Genomic DNA, 19,793 nt, shown 5'->3' with positions numbered 1-19,793 from the left:
TGCTGTCACTCGTCTCCGGGTGCTAGCAACAAGTTCGGCGCCAAGCGCTGATAACCGTCCTGCGCCAGACGCATATCCAGAAGCAAGCTGCTCAAATCAGCCGACAATGCCTCAGCATCGGCATCGTTTTCCAGATACACCAGTTTCAGATAACTGTTGCAGCCCGGACAGACTTCCGCCCTTATCGGCGCCTGATTGGCCGCATGGCGATCATCCTCAAGGCTGAAATAATCCAGCCCCTTACTCGACTCGCAGTACACGCACTTGACCCGCACCACATGCCATTCGCAGGCACACAGCGAGCACACCAGATAACGCAAACCGTTGTGCTTGCCGCGATGGCGGATCACACCGGCCATCGCCGGCGAACCACAGGCCGGGCATTGGCTGAGGCTGTCGCCGGGTTTGAGTTTCAGATCCGGCGCGCTCAGCAGCCAGTGACTCCACGCCACTTGCAGCGCCGCGCCAAGAAACGGCACCAGTTGCGCCGGCACCATTGAGTATTGGCCACTGACCAACGCCACGGCCCAAGAGCGCAATTGGCCGGTACTGGCGACCCGCAACGTCGTCACTGCATCAATAACAGCGGGATTTTCAGAAGGATCATAACGCTGCAACAAAGCCTCAAGATAAGCCTGCCAGCCCTCTTCACGCACCAACGTATCGGCAGCAAACGGCGGCAAACCATGCTGCTGACAAGCCTCGATCCTTTGCTGATCAAAAGGCGCCGTCAGCGGTGGATCGTCGAAGACCTGCTGCTGCACCCGGCACAACCCGGCAATCAGCCGCAGATACTCAGCCAGCGCATGCCCCTCGGCCAGTTGCTCCAGTCGATCCGCCCGCAGCGCAAACAGATTGTGCGGCGGCAGATGCAGGAACGGCGGCGAACTCGCCGCCGCTTCAATTTCCCCAGGTTCCAGAATGGTTGGCAAACGTCAGCCCTTTTTGGTGATCGGTCGTTCCGGCACGTCCGGTTGGCGTTCATCGCGGGTGATGTCGCGATACCAGAGTTCATGGTGTTTTTTCGCCCAGGCGCGGCTGACCCAGCCATGCATCATCGCGTCGACCGAGCCCTTGATCCACAGCCCGGCGTAGATGTGAATGATGATGCTCAGCACCAGCACAAACCCGGCCAGCGCATGCAGGAGCATCGCCCAGCGGATCACGCTGATGCCGAAATACGCACTGAAATACGCGCGCCAGATCACCAGCCCGGTGAACAGCAAACCAAGCATGCACAGCAGTAAAGTCCAGAACAGCAGCTTCTGCCCGGCGTTGTATTTGCCCACCGGCGGCACGCTTTCTTCATCGTTGACCAGTACTCGGTCAATACGGCGCATCCATTTCCAGTCGTTGTCGATAAAGAAGTTCGCACGCCAGAAACGCAACACCAGGCCGAGGAACAACACAAACATCGCCACGCCCATGAACGGATGCAGAATCCGCGTCCACGGCCCGCCGCCGAACAGGTTGCTCAGCCAGAACAGCGACGGATGAAACAACGCCAGCCCGGACAGCCCGGCCATGAAAAACAGGATCGCCACCAGCCAGTGATTGGTGCGCTGGTTGGCGGTGTAACGCAGGATCGTCTTGTTGCTCATGGCCGCTCCTCCCCGCGTGGATCGAAGGTGTGCACCGCCGGATCGACGACCTGCACCGAAGTGTCGGGCGGCGTTGGGTGTTCATCCTCTTCGACCCGATTCGGCCCGATGCGCACGTAATGGAAGAACCCGGCCAGCACCGCCGCGCCCATGGCCAGTAGGCCCAGCGGTTTGCTGATGCCTTTCCACAGGCTCACCAATGGGCTGATCGCCGGATCCTGCGGCAGATTGGCGTAGATGGTCGGTGTGTCCGCGTGGTGCAGCACGTACATCACATGCGTGCCGCCAACACCGGCCGGGTCATACAGACCGGCGTTTTCGAAGCCACGGCTTTTCAAGTCGACGATGCGTTCAGCAGCGTGTTCCTTCATGTCTTCCTTGGTGCCGAAAACAATGGCGCCGGTCGGGCAGGTTTTCACACAGGCCGGTTCCAGCCCTACTGCCACGCGATCCGAACACAAGGTGCACTTGTAAGCCTTGTGATCTTTCTGCGAAATGCGCGGAATGTTGAACGGGCAACCGGTGATGCAATAACCGCAACCGATGCAGTGATCCTGATCGAAATCGACGATGCCGTTGGCGTGCTTGATGATCGCGCCGGGGCTCGGGCACGCCGCCAGACAACCGGGCTCGGCGCAGTGCATGCAGCCGTCCTTGCGGATCAGCCATTCGAGGTTGCCGGCGTCGGTTTCGTGCTCGGTGAAGCGCATCAACGTCCAGGTTTCCGCGCTCAGATCCTGCGGATTGTCATAGGTGCCGTGGTTGTGCCCGACCTCGTCGCGCAGCTCGTTCCATTCCGAACAGGCGACCTGGCAGGCTTTGCAGCCGATGCATTTGGTGGTGTCGATCAGCTTGGCGACGGCCTCCTGATTCCTCACCGATGGCGGCACGGTGGTGGTGGCCGAGCGGGCAATGATGTCTTGGCTGGCCATTTAAAGATTCTCCATCAGAGCTTCTCCACGTTGACCAGGAATGACTTGGATTCCGGGGTCTGTGTATTGCCATCGCCGAGGAACGGCACCAGGGTGTTGGTCAGGTAACCGTGACGCGTCAGGCCGGTGAAACCCCAGTGCAGCGGGATGCCGATCTGATGCACGACCTGGCCGTTGACCTGCAGCGGCCGGATCCTTTTCGTCACCACCGCCACCGCTTCGATAAAGCCACGCTTGCAACTGACCCGTACGCGATCACCGGCAGCAATGCCCTTCTCTTTCGCCAACACTTCGCCGATTTCCACGAACTGCTCGGGTTGGGCAATCGCGTTCAACTTGCAGTGCTTGCTCCAGAAGTGGAAATGCTCGGTGAGCCGGTAACTGGTGCCGGCGTACGGAAAGTCCTTGGCCTCGCCGAGGGTTTCCCAGACCGAATCGAAGATCCGCGCCGCCGGGTTGCTGGTGGCTTTCTTGTTTTGCGGGTGCAGAGGATTGATGCCGATCGGCGTTTCGAACGGCTCGTAGTGCTCGGGGAATGGCCCCTCGTTCATCTTGTCGACGGCGAAGAACCGCGCCACGCCTTCGGGGTTCATGATGAACGGGTTCATCCCGGCTTCCGGCGGTACGTCAGCCTTGTAGTCCGGCACGTCGGTGCCGCCCCAGGCTTTGCCGTTCCACCAGACCAGACGCTTTTTCGGATCCCACGGTTTGCCGGCGACGTCTGCCGAAGCGCGGTTGTAGAGAATCCGCCGGTTGGCCGGCCAGGCCCACGCCCAACCAAGATGCTGGTGCATGCCGAACGGATCGCTGTTGTCGCGGCGGGCCATCTGGTTGCCGGCCTCGGTCCAACTGCCGGCGAAGATCCAGCAACCGGACGCGGTGCTGCCGTCGTCCTTGAGCAAGCCGAAGCCCGCCAGTTGCGAGCCGGCCTTGACCGCGACGCCCGTAGCATCGGTGAAATCGGCGACAGCGCTGCCGTTGATTTCCTTGGCCAATTCCTCCGGCGAAGGCTCGTCGGGGATCTTGTACGGCCACGACAATTTCAACAGCGGATCGGCGAATTTACCGCCCTCGGCCTGATAACGCTTGCGCAGGCGCAGGAACAGTTCAGCCATGATGCGAATGTCGGTCTGCGCCTCGCCCGGGCCGTCGGCGCCTTTCCAGTGCCATTGCAGCCAGCGGCTGCTGTTGACCAGCGAGCCGTCCTCTTCGGCAAAACAGGTGGTGGGCAGGCGAATGACTTCGGTCTGGATCTCCGCGCTTTTCACATCGTTGTACGGCCCGACGTTGTGCCAGAACTCCGAGGTTTCGGTGGCCAGCGGGTCCATCACCACCAGCCATTTCAACTTGGCCAGCGCGCCCATCACGCGGTTTTTGTCCGGCAGCGCGGCGATCGGGTTGAAGCCTTGGCAGAAGTAGCCGTTGACCTTGCCCTGGCTCATCAGGTCGAACATCTTCAGCACGTCGTAGTTGGGGATGTCGAGTTTCGGCAAATGGTCGTAGAGCCAATTGTTCTCGGCAGTGGCGTTGGCGCCGTACCACGACTTCATCAGGCTGACGTGGAATTTGCTGTAGTTCTGCCAGTACGACAATTGCCCCGGACGCAGCGGCACTTGCGTACGTTTGTGGATGAAGGTGTTGTAGTCCTGCTCGCTGTCGCTGGCCAGGGTCAGATAGCCCGGCAGCGCATTGGAGAGCAAGCCCAGGTCGGTCAGCCCCTGAATATTCGAGTGGCCGCGCAAGGCATTGACCCCGCCGCCGGGCATGCCGACGTTGCCCAACAGCAGTTGCACCATCGCCGCGCTGCGGATGATTTGCGCGCCGATCGAGTGCTGCGTCCAGCCGAGGGCGTAGAGAATCGTCATGGTCTTGCCCGGGATCGAGCAAGTGGCGATTTCGTCCCAGATTTTCTGCATGGCGTCGACCGGCATGCCGCAGATCTGGCTCGCGAGGTCGATGTTGTAGCGGCTGTAATGCACCTTCATCAATTGATAGACGCAGCGCGGGTGTTGCAACGTCGGATCGACTTTGGCAAAGCCGTCGTCGCCCATCTCGTAGCCCCAACCGGACTTGTCGGTGTAACTGCGCTTGGCCACGTCGTAGCCGCTGAAGATGCCGTCTTCGAAGCCATAGCCTTCTTTGACGATGAACGACACGTCGGTGTAATTGCGCACGTACTCGTGCTGGATCTTGTCCTCGGTCAGCAGGTAATTGATCAGCCCGCCCATGAAGGCGATGTCGGTGCCGGTGCGGATCGGTGCGTAGTAGTCGGCCACGGACGCGGTTCGGGTAAAACGCGGATCGACCACGATCAGCCGCGCAGCGTTATGCGCCTTGGCCTCGGTCACCCATTTGAAGCCGCACGGATGCGCTTCTGCGGCGTTGCCACCCATCACCAGGATCAGATTCGCGTTGGCGATATCGGTCCAGGTATTGGTCATGGCACCACGGCCGTACGTCGGGGCAAGACTTGCCACCGTCGGGCCGTGTCAGACACGCGCCTGGTTATCGAACCCCAGCATGCCGAGACTGCGAATCACCTTCTGGGTGATGTAACCGGCTTCGTTGGACGCCGCCGATGCGGCGAGGAAACCGGTGCTCAGCCAGCGATTCACCGTTTGCCCGTTGGCATTTTGCTCGATGAAATTGGCGTCGCGGTCGGCTTTCATCAGGTCGGCGATGCGATCGAGCGCTTCGTCCCAACTGATCCGCGTCCATTCGCTGCTGCCCGGCTTGCGCGTTTGCGGGTAAAGCAAACGGCCGGGGCTGTGAATGAAGTCGAGCAGGCCTGCGCCTTTCGGGCAGAGGGTGCCGCGATTGACCGGGTGGTCGGCGTCGCCCTCGATGTGAATGATGCTCTGCGCTACGTTCTTCGCTCCATCGCCCTGGCTGTACATGATCAACCCGCAGCCGACCGAGCAATACGGGCAGGTGTTGCGGGTTTCATGGGTGTGGGCAAGCTTGAAGTGGCGCACCTGCTCGGCGAAGGCCAGCGTCGGGGCCATGCCCAACGCGCCCAGGCTCGAGCCTGCAAGGCCGATACCGGCGACCTTGAAGAACTGACGACGGCTGAGATCCATCGTGCACTCCTGATCAGGTGGACCCGGTACTGGTGCCGGGTTTTATCTGGACAATCACGGTTGCGGCAGACAAGTGCCGACCTTTTCACTGTAGACAATGACCTTACGTTCTGTGTGAAAACCGACCGTCGGCCGTTTGTCGGCACTCCCACTAACAACCGCAACCCCTGTGGGAGCTGGCTTGCCAGCGATGACGTCGGCTCCTCCAACAATGATGGTGACTGACCCACCGCTATCGCTGGCAAGCCAGCTCCCACAGGGTTTGAGTGTGTTTCAAAAGGGACATGGGTTTATCATGCCCGGCAGGATCCATCCCGACTTCACGAGACCGCGCATGACTTTCGATTTTGATCAGGTATTCGACCGCCACGACACCGGCAGCACCAAGTGGAGCCGTTATCCGGCCGACGTCTTGCCGATGTGGGTCGCTGATATGGATTTCGCCGCGCCGCCGGTAATCATCGAGGCTTTGCAACAGCGTTTGCTGCACCCGCTGGTGGGCTACAGCGTGGCGCAGGACAACCTGCGTGAGGCCATCGTCGCCGACCTCTGGGCCAAGTTCGCCTGGAAGGTCAAACCGCAGGAGCTGATCTTCCTGCCGGGCGTCGAGTCCGGTTTCAACATGGCTTTGAAAGCGCTGGTGCAGCCACAACAGAATGTCGTGGTGCAAGTGCCAAACTACCCGCCACTGCGCCATGCGCCGGGGCATTGGGGGTTGAACAAGATTGAGCTGGAGTTTGTCGCGCAGGCTGATGGCACTTACCTGACGCCGCTGGACGTGCTGCGTGAATCGCTGAGCGGCGGGGGCGCGCTGCTGCTGAGCAACCCGCACAACCCGATCGGCAAAGTGTTTGGCCGTGAAGAGCTGCAAGCCGTGGCCGACATTTGCGTGGCGCAGGACGCCTGGATCATCTCCGACGAAATCCACGCCGAACTGTGCTTCGACGGTCGCGTGCACATTCCGACCGCGTCGCTGAGCCCGCAAATCGCCCAACGCACCATCACCCTGATGTCGGCGAGCAAGGCCTACAACATCGCCGGCCTGAAGACTTCGTTCATGATCATTCAGGACGCCGCCCTGCGCGAGCGCGTCAACCACGCCCGTTGCGGCATGGTCGACAGCGTCAACCCGCTGGGCATGGAAGCCACCCGCGTGGCTTATAGCGAAGGCGCACCGTGGCTGGCCGAGTTGAAAACCTATCTGCAGGCCAACCGCGACTGGCTGGTTGATGCCGTACGCAGCCGCTTGCCGGGCGTGACCATCAATGTGCCGCAGGGCACGTATCTGGCGTGGCTGGATTGCTCGGCGCTGGAACTGGACAACCCGCAGCAATTCTTCCTTGAGCAGGGCAAGGTTGGCCTCAGCGCCGGTCTGGACTTCGGCGATCAACACCAGCAGTTCGTGCGCCTGAACTTCGGCTGCCCGCGTTCGCTGCTCGAAGAAGGCATTACCCGTATGGAACGCGCCCTGACACAACGCAATACCTGAAACCACCACCAAACCCTGTGGGAGCTGGCTTGCCAGCGATAGCGGTCTGACATTCAACATTAATGTCGACTGATACATTGCTATCGCTGGCAAGCCAGCTCCCACAGGTTCTTTATTCAGTCTGAAGACCGTTGTAAATCCGATCGAACTCACGGCAAACACCCCGGGTCAACCACCCATACCTGCCTTGAGACCTCGGAGACCCGCGATGACCGACTATCCAAAACCACCCTTCCCCGCACAAGCCCAAGCCGTGCCCGGTTCGCAACGCAAGATGGAACCGTATCCGGACTGCGGCGAGCAAAGCTATGTCGGCTCAGGTCGACTGGCCGGCAAGATTGCCCTGATCACCGGTGCCGACAGCGGCATCGGCCGCGCCGTGGCGATTGCCTTCGCCCGTGAAGGCGCCGACGTCGCTGTGGCCTATTTGAATGAACACGAAGACGCCAAGGAAACCGCGCGCTGGGTCGAACAGGCCGGACGCCAGTGCCTGTTGCTGCCTGGCGACATCGCGCAAAAGGCTCACTGTCAGGCCTTGGTCGACAAGACTGTCGAACGCTTCGGCCGCATCGATGTGCTGGTCAACAACGCGGCGTTCCAGATGACCCACGAAACCTTCGAAGAAATCCCCGACGAAGAATGGGTGATGACCTTCGACGTCAATATCACTGCGATCTTCCGGCTGTGCCAGGCGGCGATCAAACACATGCGCGCCGGGTCGTCGATCATCAACACCAGTTCGATCAACTCGGATTTGCCCAAACCGACCCTGCTCGCCTACGCCACCACCAAAGGTGCGATTGCCAACTTCACCGGCGGTCTGGCGCAAATGCTCGGGCCGAAAGAGATTCGCGTGAATTGCGTGGCACCGGGGCCGATCTGGACGCCGCTGATCGTCTCGACCATGCCCGACGAAGAAGTACAGAACTTTGGCGGCAACACCCCGCTCGGCCGCCCCGGCCAACCGGTGGAGGTGGCGCCGATCTACGTGCTGCTGGCCTCGGACGAAGCCAGTTACATCACCGGCCAGCGTTACGGCGTGACGGGCGGCAAGCCGATGCTGTGATGATCCCCTTATCAGCGCCTAGAGTAAGGCTGAAGACTCATTGAACACGGTGCGATTGCCGTCATTTCGACCATTTGAGGGCGGCACATCATGAGTTTTATCGTGTGGGTGGCGGTGCTCGGCGCCGTGTTGCTGACCCTGGCTCTGACCTCGTCGTACCTGCGCTGGATGCCGGTCACCACCTCGGCGGTCTGCCTGTTGCTGGGGATCGGCATTGGCCCCAGCGGCCTCGACCTGCTGAAGCTGCCACTGGAAGACGCCTCGTTGTGGATGGAGCACCTGACGGAAGTCGCGGTGCTTTTTTCATTGTTTGTCTGTGGGCTGAAACTGCGATTGCCGCTGCGCGACAAGCGCTGGCGAATTGCCTTTGGCCTCGCGGGGCCGGTGATGGTGCTGACGATTGTCGGCGTGTGCGCGCTGTTGCATTGGGGGTTGCGGTTGCCATGGGGGCCGTCGTTGTTGATCGGCGCGATTCTGGCGCCGACCGACCCGGTGCTTGCCGCCCTGGTGCAGGTCAACGATGCGCGGGATGTCGACAGTGTGCGATTCGGCCTCTCCGGGGAGGCCGGGCTGAATGACGGCATTGCCTTTCCTTTTGTGATTCTCGGCCTGTTGCTGCTTCACGGTGACGGCTCGGCTGCCGAGTGGCAGGGCTGGGTCTTGCGCAACGTATTGTGGGCGGTGCCCGCCGGACTCTTGACCGGTTACTGGATGGGCCGCGGTATCGGCCGCGTGACCCTTTCGCTGCGCATCCGCAATGACGACAGCACCTTGAGCCCCAACGATTATCTGGCGTTGTCGCTGATCGCCTTGGCCTATGTGGTTGCCGAGGCCATTGGCGGCTACGGCTTTCTCTCGGTATTCGCCGCCGGCCTCGGCTTGCGTCAGGTCGAGGTGAAGTCCACCGGCGCCAGCCAGCCACCCGCCGAGCACTTGGTGCAGCCGGTGGTCGGCCATCAGAACGTCGAACCGCAGCACGCCGTGCATGGCGACACCGAACGGCTGGAAAGCAGTCAGGTCGCGGCCGGGATCATGATGGGCGATATGTTGTCGTTCGGCGGGCTGGTCGAGCGCGCCATGGAAGTGTTTCTGGTGACACTGCTCGGCGTGGTGCTGGTGGCGCATTGGGATTGGCGCGCGCTGTGGGTCGGTGGTGTGTTGTTCTGCCTGATTCGCCCGGCCTGCGTTGCGCTGATGCCATGGGGCGCGCTGCTGGAGGGGCGGCAACGGTTGTTGATCGGCTGGTTTGGCATCCGCGGGATCGGCAGCCTGTTCTACTTGTTTTACGCCTTGAACCACGGGCTGACCGACACGGTAGCCAAGCAATGCACCGACCTGACCTTGTCAGTGGTGGCACTGAGCATCCTGCTTCACGGGATCAGCACCCAACCGATCCTCGCGCGCTATGAACTGCACAAGAAACGGAAATCCTGATTTTTAATTCCGGGTTTTATCGACTGACTGATCGAATTTTTTTCTGTAAAAAAATGGATCCCTGCTTAATCGCCGACAGTCACAAGCATAACCCCTCGCCAGATACATCCGGCGGGGCCCGGCAGGTTCGGTTCCCCTGCGGCGATACGCCTATGAAACGGAATCCTTGAAGAATAAGGTCACGGTCATGAAAGAATGCTCGACTCCTGCGCAAATCAAGGCTTGCAGAGCGCTGGCTCTGGAACGCAATCGTCAATTGTTCGATAACGCCCACACGCTCAACCGCGCGGCCAATGCGCTGCTTGACGTCAAGGATCTGGACATCGAACAGTTCGAGCGCTACCGCGCGTTGCGCAAGAAGGCCGATTCGATGTTTGAAGATGCCATCGACCATTTGTGCGTGTTGAACGAGGATTTTCCGCCGATCCCGATGTCGTCGCAGAACTCGGTGGCGTTGCGTCGAGAGCTTGAAACCGTGGAATGAGCCAGAACAGCCCCTCACCCTAGCCCTCTCCCCCTGGAGAGGGAACTGACCGAGGTGGATGGTCGAGATACGCCGACGTGAGATACCGAGTCGAACGCAGATTTTGAACAGCACAAAAATCTGCTCCCTTCCCCCCTCGCCCCCCTTGGGGGAGAGGGCTGGGGTGAGGGGGATCGATCTAAAGTGCAACACACAATCCAGACAAAAATGAAAAGCCCGGCTACCTAAGCCGGGCTTTTCCATACCTGCCCATCACCCCCCAGGATTGGTCACCTGAATAAACACCGCATAACTCCCCAGCGCCACCCAGAACGTCGCAAAAATCCACGGCGTGCGCACTGAAAACAGCAGTGACTTGCGATAGCCCTTGTGGCTCGACTCCATCTCGCTGAACAGCGGCGATTCGTCATACGCCAGCCCCATCAACGGCTCGCTGTGCAGCAAGTGGCTCTGCTTGAAATGCCAGTGATCGATGATGTCATACGCCGCACGAATGCCTGGCCAGGCATTCAGCGAACTGAGCAGGCCGAGCAGCGCCAGAAACGGTGGCACCACCAGCGTGAACAACTTGCCCCACTCCGGGTTGAGGTTGGCCATGCACGAAGCAAAAGCGATCACCAGAAACGACTGCGCCGCCAGATAGGCATCGGTACGGTTGGCCAGAATGCTGGTTTCGTACTGGATCTCCCGACGATAAAAATCCAGCCGTTCCTTGGGAGAGCCGAACATCTTGGCGTCATGTTCGGTCAGGGTTTCTTCAGCGCTGGGCTCAGTCAGTATGCGAGGCACGACACGCACGCTCCGGGGTGGGGAAAGCGTTTAGAAGCGCGCGCTTTGCGACAAGTTCAGCCGGATGTGCCGGGGGTCATTTCATCGCCTGGGCAATGATCTCCACCAGACTTATCTGATTGAACGGTTTCGGCAGACGCGGCAACTGCGCGGCGAACCCCTCAAGGCGCTCGGCATAACCGGTGGCGAGAATGATCGGCAAATCCGGCTTGAGCAGACGCACCGCATGGGCAAGCTGTGCGCCGCTCATTTGCGGCATGGCCATGTCGGTAATCATCAGGTCAATCACCTCGTGCTGATCGAACAGCGCCAGCGCTTGAGCGCCGGAGGTGGCATTGATTACCCGATGGCCGAGGTCTTCAAGCAACAGGCTGGTGCTGGTCAGAACCAACGAGTCGTCGTCCACCACCAGGACACTGAGCCGTGGCACCGTAATCGGTTCGGCCGGCAGCAACAGAGGTTGACGCGTCACGTCCGCGCCGGCCACCGGCAACCACAGTTCAGCGGCAGTACCGTGGCCCTTTTCGCTCTTGAGGATAAAACGTCCGCCCAATTGCTCAATGAAACCGTGAACCATCGACAAGCCCAACCCGGTGCCTTTGCCCAAACCCTTGGTGGTGAAGAACGGATCCTTGGCCGAGGACAATGTCTCGGCGTCCATGCCTTCACCACTGTCGACCAGGCTGAGGCAGACGTAACGCCCCGCAGCCATGGTTGAATGGCTTTGCTCAAGCACGACTTCCGGCTGCGCGCTGATGACCACGCTGCCGCCATCGGGCATCGCGTCGCGGGCATTGGTGGCCAGATTGAGTACCGCCAGTTCCAACTGGTTGGTATCGGCCAGTACCGGGGAAAGGTCCTCTGGAAAGCGGGTTTCGATGCGAATCCCCGGCCCGAGCGAACTGCGCAACAGCCCGGTAATCCCCTGGATCAGCTGTGGAATATCGACCGATTCGGTCTTGAGCTCCTGACGACGGGCGAACGCCAGCATCCGTTGGGTCAGCGAGACACCGCGCAACGCACCTTGGGTGGCGTTTTCCAGCAAGCGATTGATTTTCGGGTCATCGCCGGTGCGCTTCTGCAGAATCTCCAGGTTGCCCAGGATCACCGTCAGCAAATTGTTGAAATCATGGGCGATGCCGCCGCTGAGCTGACCGATGGCCTGCATCTTCTGCGCCTGGAACAACGCCTCGCGGGTTTTCTCCAGTGCTTGCTGGGCCTGGTGGGTTTCGGTGACATCGCGGGTGATCTTGGCAAAGCCGAGCAGCGTGCCGGTTTCGCCGCGAATCGCATCGACCACCACGTGCGCCAGAAACCGCGTGCCGTCCTTGCGCATGCGCCAGCTCTTGTTTTCGAAACGGCCCTCGCGGGTGGCGATCTCCAGTGCCCGTTCAGGCTCACCGATTTCACGGTCTTCGGGGGTATAGAAAATCGAAAAGTGCTGACCGATGATTTCTTCCGGCAAATAGCCTTTGATCCGCTGCGCGCCCTGATTCCAGTTACTGACGCGGCCTTCAGGGCTGAGCATGTAAATCGCGTAGTCGGTGACGCCTTGCACCAGCAAGCGGAACTGCTGCTCGCTTTGCTTGAGGGTTTCCTCAGCCATTTTGCGATCGGTGAGGTCACGGGTGATTTTGGCGAAGCCGAGTAATTTGCCATCGGGGTCGATGATCGGGTCGATCACCACGTGCGACCAGAAGTTGGTGCCGTCCTTGCGCACTCGCCAGCCCTCGCCTTCGAAGCGCCCTTCACGGATGGCGGTATCGAGCGCACGTTGCGGCAGACCGGCGGCGCGGTCGTCAGCGGTATAAAAACGCGAGAAATGCTCGCCGAGAATCTCGGCTTCTTCATAGCCCTTGAAACGCTTCGCGCCGCTGTTCCAGCTGGTGATGATGCCGTCCGGATCGATCATGTAAATCGCATAGTCGACCACCGCATCGATCAGCAGACGAAAACGCATCTCTTCGATCGCAGCAGTCTTGGTTTTTTCGCTCATCACACTCACCGGGCATTGTCATGAGCAGAAGTATGCGTCAATCCGCCGAATTGGGAAGCGGCCGGCTCATTTTTGATGGCCCACCAGCGCGGCAGCAATTGTTTGATCCGGCTCTCGGCGAAGCGGTCGTCGATCAACATCACCACGCCGCGATCCTCGCGGGTACGAATGACCCGGCCGGCGGCCTGCACCACTTTCTGCACGCCGGGGTACAAATAGGTGTAGTCGTAACCGGCGCCGAAGATCGCCGCCATGCGTTGCTTGAGTTGTTCGTTGACTGGGTTGAGCTGCGCCAGCCCCAGCGTGGCAATGAACGCGCCGATCAATCGCGCGCCGGGCAAATCGATGCCCTCGCCGAACGCGCCGCCCAACACGGCGAAGCCGACGCCCTGGCTGTGCGCGGTGAATTGCTCGAGAAACGCCTGCCGCTGCCCTTCGGCCATGCCGCGCGACTGCTGCCACAACGTGATGTGCGGGTGCCGCTCGGCCAGTAACGTCGCCACCTGTTGCAGGTAATCGAAGCTGCTGAAGAACGCCAGATAGTTGCCCGGACGTTCGCTGAACTGGCGGGCGATCAGTTCGACGATGGGCTCCAGCGAAGCCTGACGGTGGGTGAAGCGCGTCGAGATGCGGCTGACGATGTGCACCTGCAATTGCTCGGCACTGAACGGAGATTCGACGTCGATGCACACGGTGTCGGCCGGCGTACCGAGCAAGTCAGCGTAATAGTGCCGTGGGCTGAGGGTGGCGGAAAACAGCACGCTGCTGCGCGCCGCTTTCAGGCGCGGGCCAATGAACGCCGCCGGCACCACGTTACGCAGGCACAGCTGTGACAGCGGCCGTTTGCGCTCGAGGTCGCGTTTGCTGATGTCGAACAGATAATGCTCGTCGTACAGTTCTGCCACACGGGCGAATTGCAGCAGATCGAAATAGAAATTCTGCAGGCCGCTGTCCAGTCCTTGCGGATGGTCATTGAGGTAATCGCCGATGGCCGAGCAACATAAAGAAATCGCTTGCAGGAGTTTTTCCGGTGCCTTGTCGTAGGCCTGATACGGCGCCAATTGCGGCGCGTGCAAAGCGTTCCATTCACGGTTGATCCGTTGCAGGGACTTTTTCAGCGCTTCGGGAGCGGCTTTGCGCACGCTGCCCAGTGTCGCCTGATCAAGACTGGCGCTGTACATCTGCCGGCCGCGCTCGACCAGGTTGTGCGCCTCGTCCGCCAACACCGCGACTTTCCATTGATTGAGTTGCGCCAGACCGAACAGCAGCGCACTGAAATCGAAGTAATAGTTGTAGTCGGCGACGACCACATCAGCCCAGCGGGCCATTTCCTGGCTGAGGTAATACGGACACACCGAATGCTGCGCGGCCACCTCGCGCATCGCCGCCTGATTGAGCAGGTTGACCCGACTGGCCGCTTCACGCGCCGCCGACAGACGATCGTAGAAGCCTTGCGCCAACGGACACGATTCGCCATGACAGGCTTTGTCCGGGTGTTCGCAAGCCTTGTCGCGGGCGACCATCTCCAACACGCGCAACGGCAAACTCGGCGACTGATCGAACAACACCTGACTGGCGTCCAGCGCCAATTGGCGGCCGGGGGTCTTGGCGGTGAGGAAAAACACCTTGTCCAGTTGCTGCGGCGCCAACGCCTTGAGCATCGGGAACAGCGTGCCGAGGGTTTTGCCGATGCCGGTGGGTGCCTGCGCCATCAGGCAACGCCCGGTGCTGACGGCCTTGAACACCGACTCGGCCAGATGCCGCTGACCGGGGCGAAAATCGGCATGGGGAAACGCCAGTTGTTGCGCGGCCAGATTGCGCGCCTCGCGATGGGCCATTTCCTGTTCGGCCCAATGCAGGAACAGCGTGCATTGCTGCTCGAAAAAGCTTTTCAACGCATCAGCGCTGAACGCCTCGACCAGACAGGTTTCCTTTTCGCTGACGATATCGAAATACACCAGCGCCAGATTGATCTGTTGCAGGTCCAGTTTGCGGCACATCAACCAGCCGTAGACCTTGGCCTGCGCCCAGTGCAGTTGCCGGTGATTGGCCGGTTGCTTGCTCAGGTCGCCACGGTAGGTTTTGACTTCTTCCAGGCAGTTTTGCGCCGCGTCGTAGCCATCCGCCCTGCCCTTGACCTTCAATTGCAGGAACTCGCCTTCCAGCGCCACTTCACTTTGATACTTGTCGCTGCGCCGCGAAGCCACGGTGCGGTGCCCGGCGATGCCTTCGAGCGCCGTAGGGGACGGCGTGAAACGCAGATCGAGGTCACCGGTCTTCGCGGTGAACTCGCACAACGCGCGCACGGCAATGCTGTAGCTCAAGCGCTCTGCTCCGCCCATTGCACGTAACACACGGCGACGGGCATCTGGTGTTGGTGGCAGAACTCCAGCCAGCGCAGTTGATTGTCCTGCAAGCGATCGCCAGGGCCTTTGACTTCAATCATTCGGTAGGTTTTGTGCTGCGGCCAGAACTGAATCAGGTCGGGCATGCCGGCGCGGTTGGCCTTGATGTCGAGCAGCAGGCGGTTGAACCAGTGTTTGAGGTGTTCGGCGGGCAGGCAGGCCAGCGCCTGCTCCAGCAAGTCTTGATTCAGTGCGCCCCAGAAAACGAACGGCGACTGAATGCCCGATTTGCCGACGAAGCGCTCGCGAATGGTCTGCGCATAGCGGCCGTCGTCGAGTTCCGCCAGACAGGCGCTGAACAGTTCGGCGCGGCGTTGCTGGAAGTCTTCATTGAGCAGGTCCACCGGGCCACGCTGGAACGGGTTGAAGAACGCCCCCGGCAGCGGCGCGAAAATCGCCGGCCAGCACAACAGGCCGAACAACGAGTTGATCAGGCTGTTTTCCACGTAATGCACCGGGCCGTCATCGTCGTGCAGATGCGCCTGCACGTAAAACTCCACCGACAGCGCCGGGTCGCTGCGCGGTAACTGCAAGTCGAGGCGTTCAACCGGTCGCGGCGCTGTCCGTTTCAGTGGCGGACCACCGAGTTTGCGCCGCAGGCGCGGCAATATCCGTTGCAGGCCTTGTTGTTCGGCGGCGCTCTCAGGGGCCTGCCCGGCGCGCGTGCCGAGTTCCAGCGCCAAGGCGTATTCGGCGCAGCGCTCCAGCACGCGGACCATCCGTAGCCGCGCGCCGGGGTAGGCGCAGTCGCGGTAAATACTCAGGGCCAGGGCAAATTCACTGATGCGCTCACAGTACTGGCCTATCTGGAACAGCACCTTGCCACGCCGACGCTGCAGCCATGGGTTGTCGAACTGCAACGCGGTGACTTGCTCGACAATGCCTTGCAGCGGTTCCCCGGCTTCGAAGCGCAACTGGCAGTTGTGCAGGAACAGGCAGGCGTCGACGTCTTCGCGGCTGCGCAGGCCTCGGGAATCGGCGCAGAACTCGACTTTTTCGTAGGTGAAGATACCGAGGTCAGCCAGAACGAACTCCGACCAGTCCTGATACAGATTGCCGAAGAACATCAGCCGCAAGCGGTCGCACAGGTCCATGATGGTCAGGCTGAACAGACGCTCGTCGAGTGACGGCGCCCAATCACGCAGGCTGCGCGGGTCGGCGAACTGCTCGGCGAGTAGCGGCAGCCAATCGTCCTTGCGGCCCTTGGGCTGTTCGATGTACGCGGCAAACGCTTGCAGAAGTTCGGCCTTGAGCAAGACGTCGAATACTTCTGCCATGGTCAGCGCCGCATGCTCATCGAGCCAGCCGTGAACCAGCAGCGGCTGTGCGGCCGCGGCGATGTCGCCAATTTCCGCATAAGCGAGTTTGCCGGCGCGAAAATGCACGCCCTTGCGCATCACCATCCGCACCAGCAAGCCTTGCGCAGGCTTGGGCAATGCCCGGAAGTCGCGGATAAAGGCATGTTCCGTCACACTCATCACATCGGCATAGCGAAGCTCAAGCCAATCAAGCACTTGCCGAAAGTTGTTGAGGTAATAGAACGGGTCATCGAGGGGATTGGCGGTCACGGGAATTCTGGGCCATGGCAAGCGAGTACTGGTTATGCGTACAGATAACAGCTCTGCCCTGTCCGGTGCAAACGGAAAAAGATCAATGGCATTTTTTGACCGGGACATCGAACTTTTTCCACCGCGATGGCACCAACCGCGTTAGAAGACCGACAATGCTCGGTATCACATGGAATGAGGATCAAGAGGTGGCTATGAACATCAAGACATTGGGCATTCCTTTGGCGGTTGCCGCGCTGCTGGTATTGGGCGGCTGCTCGACGCAGACCGTGGTCACCCTGCAAAACGGCACGCAGTACCTGACCAAGGACATGCCGAAAACCAAAACCAAGGACGGTTTTTATGAGTTCGAGGATATTTCCGGCGCCAAGGTGAAAGTGCGCGCCGATGAAGTGGCCACCGTGCGCAAGGAAGACTAGGTTTTGTTCGCGCGCTCCCACGTTGGATGGGAACGCGCATGAGTTGAGTGTTATTCGAAGGCTGGCAGGCCCGGGAGGCTGCCGTCGCAAGGCATGTACGTGCCGCCCCGCTTGACCACTTCACCCTGCAAACGCTGGCAGCGCTCCAGGTCTTGTTGGGCCATGCGGTCGATACTCAGATTGCCGGTGGTTTGCGGTTGCTTGCCATCACCCAGGCGAATCGTCACGAACGGCTGTTCAGGCTGGATCTGAAACAGGCTTTTCTCTTCGACCGGCTCTGCCATTTCGGTTTTGGCCGGGCTCGGCAGTTGATCGGGGCTGATGCCGTAACGGCTCAGAATCGAGCTTTGAGGCAGATCGGCCCAGACGTTGGCCGAACACAGCGCCAGTCCGACGATGCCGATAAACCCCTTGAAACCTTTCACGTTTGAATCTCCTGTACTCGATGGCGACTAGCGATAGAACGTGTGTGCACGTGCTGGCTTTAGGCCGCAATTCCTGTTTCGCAGGGTTTTGAGTCAGGTCGTGGCCATCGAGTCACTTTTGAAACCGAGTTATCGTTCTTCACGAGCAGGCTCGCTCCCACACTGGATCTGTGTCGTTCACAAATCCCCTGTGGGAGCGAGCTTGCTCGCGAAGGGGCCCTTAAAGGCGCCCCATCAACATCAGGCGATCACCACACCGTCAGCACTCAGGCTATTCAGCGACACCCCGACCAACGTCACCGAATCGTTGCCAAACGTCAGCACCGTGTCCTGCCCAACGGTCGCAGCATGGGCGCGGAAGTCTTCCGCCGGCAAAACACCCTGCACGCCAAGAAATACCAGTTTGTCATTGGACGTGAAACCAACCACCCGATCCTGCCCGAACGCGCCGTTAAACAGGAACGTATCCGCCCCGCCACCCGACTCCATCAGGTCATTGCCGGCGCCGCCGACAAACACGTCATTGCCCGCGCCACCGATCAGGTGATCGTTGCCGTCCAGCCCGAACAGCCAATCACCACTGGCATGCGCCTTGAGCGTATCGGCGCCACTGCTGCCCTTCACGCTCGACTCATACGCCGTGACGTTATTGCCGACCTTCAAACCGCTGGCCGTGACGCTGTGGGTCACATCGTCCTTGAACAAGCCCCAGAGAAACCCCGATTCCTTGGTGACGATGCTGCCGATGTCGCGGGTGATGCTGATCCCGCCATTGGCGTCGCGGATGTACAGATTGCCGGCGCCGTCGTTGGCAAAGTCGAAGTTCTTCACCGCGCTTTGCAGATCGAGGGTGTTGCTGCCCTGCCCGCCAAGGATGACGTTGTAGCCGCCGCCGTCGCGGAAGGTGTCGTTGCCGGCGCGACCTTCCAGATAATCGTTGCCGCTACCGCCCTGGATCAGGTCATTGGCGTCACTGCCAATGATGAACGTGCTGCCCTTGTGGGTTTCAGCGTTGCGGTTGAGGTCCTGCACCCAGGTGTTGGCCCGCGCCGGATCCGAGAGGTTGGCGACAATGATCGTCGAGTCGCGGCTGGTCAGGTCGTAGAATTTTGAGTCGATCACCCGGTTCATGCCCTCGCCATACGCGGTCGGCAAATGCGAGATCCAGGTGGGAATGTTGAGAATCGAGTACGGCAGCAGATTCCACGCGGTCGAGGCGTAGTGATCGTTGAAGCTGACGATGTTGTCGGTGGCCGAGGCCTTGGGCGCATCGTGCACGCCGATCGAGGCGCCGGTGAAGGTCGAGCCGTCGAGGGCGCGGAACACCGGATCGTTTTCGTAGCCGACGTTGAGCACCTTGTCGGTGCTGCTCTGGGTCGGCGAGGCGTAAGCGATGTAGTTGGAATCGCTGAAGAACCCGCCCCACTTGCCGCCGCTCAGGTCGGCCATGCTGTTGACCGCCAGGCCGCCGAGACTGTGGCCGCTGACCAGCACATCTTTGCCAGTGAGGCCGTTGGCCTTGGCAAACGCCACCACGTCATTGAGCAGATTGCCGAACGCTTCACCGACGTAGTTCTTGGCGTAATCCTTGGGACCGAAGGCGGCGAGCAGGTCGTTGATGACGTCGCCGATGGAGTCGAGGATCAGGTTTTCCCGCGGGCCGCTGGTGCCGCGAAAGGCAACGCCGAGTTCGGTTAGATGGCCTTGGGCGTCGTACTTGCCGAGGATTTCCACTTGCGCGGTGGTGTAGCCGGCCTTCTCGCCGAAGAAGGTGCCGCGCGCGTCGGTCTTGCCGTCGTAGCCCAATTGCGAGGCGGTGATGGGCGTCCACCCGGCCTTTTTCACGGCGTCGAGGGCGAGTTTTTCCGAGTCGGGGTTCCACGGAATGCCAGGAATCACCCCTTGCGAATCAGTGCCGCCGAGCAGCGCCGTGACCAGCGTGGCCGGCAGGCCGACGCCGAAACCGTTGTGCTGATAACCGGCCGCAAAGCCGTTATCAAGGTTGTGATAGGAATACAGCGTGATCGCCATGGCATCGCTGAACAACGCCTTGGAATCGGCTGTGCCGAAGTTCTTGTAGTCATACACACCCATTGCTATTGCCT

The 19,793-nt window shown here is 60.4% G+C and carries 15 protein-coding genes; 5 read left to right on the top strand and 10 right to left on the bottom strand.

The window, feature by feature from the left end; genetic code table 11:
* Positions 1–5: 5 nt before the first annotated feature.
* From fdhE to fdnG, 4 genes are read right to left on the bottom strand one after another with little or no spacing between them, the layout of a single operon-like run.
* Entirely contained in the window at positions 6–932 is a 927-nt protein-coding gene (fdhE, locus tag WA225_RS16700) for a formate dehydrogenase accessory protein FdhE (RefSeq protein ID WP_422608756.1), read from the bottom strand.
* A gap of 3 nt (positions 933–935) precedes the next feature.
* Positions 936–1,601, bottom strand: a complete 666-nt coding sequence (locus WA225_RS16695) for a formate dehydrogenase subunit gamma (RefSeq protein WP_422608755.1) — start codon at positions 1,599–1,601, stop codon at positions 936–938.
* Complete coding sequence (gene fdxH / locus WA225_RS16690) at positions 1,598–2,533, bottom strand: formate dehydrogenase subunit beta (protein ID WP_422608754.1); 936 nt, start codon at positions 2,531–2,533, stop codon at positions 1,598–1,600. The genes WA225_RS16695 and fdxH overlap by 4 nt, the downstream gene beginning before the upstream one ends.
* Positions 2,534–2,547: 14 nt before the next feature.
* Entirely contained in the window at positions 2,548–5,613 is a 3,066-nt protein-coding gene (gene fdnG, locus WA225_RS16685) for a formate dehydrogenase-N subunit alpha (protein WP_422608753.1), read from the bottom strand.
* Positions 5,614–5,947: 334 nt separating this feature from the next.
* Here fdnG and WA225_RS16680 point away from each other — a divergent pair, with 334 nt between their 5' ends.
* The 4 genes from WA225_RS16680 to WA225_RS16665 all read left to right on the top strand — a co-directional run bounded on the left by WA225_RS16680 (position 5,948) and on the right by WA225_RS16665 (position 10,086).
* Positions 5,948–7,102 carry a MalY/PatB family protein gene (locus WA225_RS16680; RefSeq protein ID WP_422608752.1) on the top strand — a complete coding sequence of 385 codons (1,155 nt, stop codon included), beginning with the start codon at positions 5,948–5,950 and terminating at the stop codon, positions 7,100–7,102.
* A 208-nt stretch (positions 7,103–7,310) separates the two neighbouring features.
* Entirely contained in the window at positions 7,311–8,168 is an 858-nt protein-coding gene (locus WA225_RS16675) for a glucose 1-dehydrogenase (protein ID WP_422608751.1), read from the top strand.
* A 90-nt stretch (positions 8,169–8,258) separates the two neighbouring features.
* Positions 8,259–9,602, top strand: a complete 1,344-nt coding sequence (locus WA225_RS16670; protein ID WP_422608750.1) for a cation:proton antiporter — start codon at positions 8,259–8,261, stop codon at positions 9,600–9,602.
* Between the two features lie 187 nt (positions 9,603–9,789).
* A complete protein-coding gene (locus WA225_RS16665; protein WP_064389907.1) occupies positions 9,790–10,086 on the top strand; it encodes a hypothetical protein in 297 nt (98 codons plus the stop codon).
* 252 nt (positions 10,087–10,338) lie between these two features.
* On the opposite strand, the gene WA225_RS16660 is transcribed toward WA225_RS16665, so the two are convergent.
* The 4 genes from WA225_RS16660 to WA225_RS16645 form a co-directional block, all read right to left on the bottom strand.
* The gene (locus tag WA225_RS16660; protein WP_422608749.1) at positions 10,339–10,875 is read right to left on the bottom strand and encodes a hypothetical protein; all 537 of its coding nucleotides are present in this window, start codon (positions 10,873–10,875) and stop codon (positions 10,339–10,341) included.
* 76 nt (positions 10,876–10,951) lie between these two features.
* A complete protein-coding gene (locus WA225_RS16655) occupies positions 10,952–12,871 on the bottom strand; it encodes a PAS domain S-box protein (protein WP_422608748.1) in 1,920 nt (639 codons plus the stop codon).
* Positions 12,872–12,876: 5 nt separating this feature from the next.
* The gene (locus WA225_RS16650; RefSeq protein ID WP_422608747.1) at positions 12,877–15,195 is read right to left on the bottom strand and encodes a helicase C-terminal domain-containing protein; all 2,319 of its coding nucleotides are present in this window, start codon (positions 15,193–15,195) and stop codon (positions 12,877–12,879) included.
* The gene (locus WA225_RS16645) at positions 15,192–16,844 is read right to left on the bottom strand and encodes a VRR-NUC domain-containing protein (protein ID WP_422608746.1); all 1,653 of its coding nucleotides are present in this window, start codon (positions 16,842–16,844) and stop codon (positions 15,192–15,194) included. The genes WA225_RS16650 and WA225_RS16645 overlap by 4 nt, the downstream gene beginning before the upstream one ends.
* 194 nt (positions 16,845–17,038) lie before the next feature.
* On the opposite strand from WA225_RS16645, the gene WA225_RS16640 reads away from it, so the two are divergent.
* Positions 17,039–17,263: a YgdI/YgdR family lipoprotein gene (locus WA225_RS16640; RefSeq protein WP_064118029.1), complete on the top strand. Its 225-nt coding sequence runs from the start codon at positions 17,039–17,041 to the stop codon at positions 17,261–17,263.
* A gap of 50 nt (positions 17,264–17,313) precedes the next feature.
* Here WA225_RS16640 and WA225_RS16635 read toward each other — a convergent pair whose 3' ends face one another.
* Positions 17,314–17,688 carry a hypothetical protein gene (locus WA225_RS16635; protein ID WP_422608745.1) on the bottom strand — a complete coding sequence of 125 codons (375 nt, stop codon included), beginning with the start codon at positions 17,686–17,688 and terminating at the stop codon, positions 17,314–17,316.
* Between the two features lie 240 nt (positions 17,689–17,928).
* Positions 17,929–19,782 carry a polyurethanase gene (locus WA225_RS16630; protein ID WP_422608744.1) on the bottom strand — a complete coding sequence of 618 codons (1,854 nt, stop codon included), beginning with the start codon at positions 19,780–19,782 and terminating at the stop codon, positions 17,929–17,931.
* Between the last annotated feature and the right edge of the window lie 11 nt (positions 19,783–19,793).

Source organism: Pseudomonas sp., assembly GCF_049300855.1.
Classification (GTDB): Bacteria; Pseudomonadota; Gammaproteobacteria; order Pseudomonadales; family Pseudomonadaceae; genus Aquipseudomonas.
The sequence above is the reverse complement of the archived record's forward strand: the minus strand, read 5'-3'. Positions and strand labels throughout refer to the sequence as shown.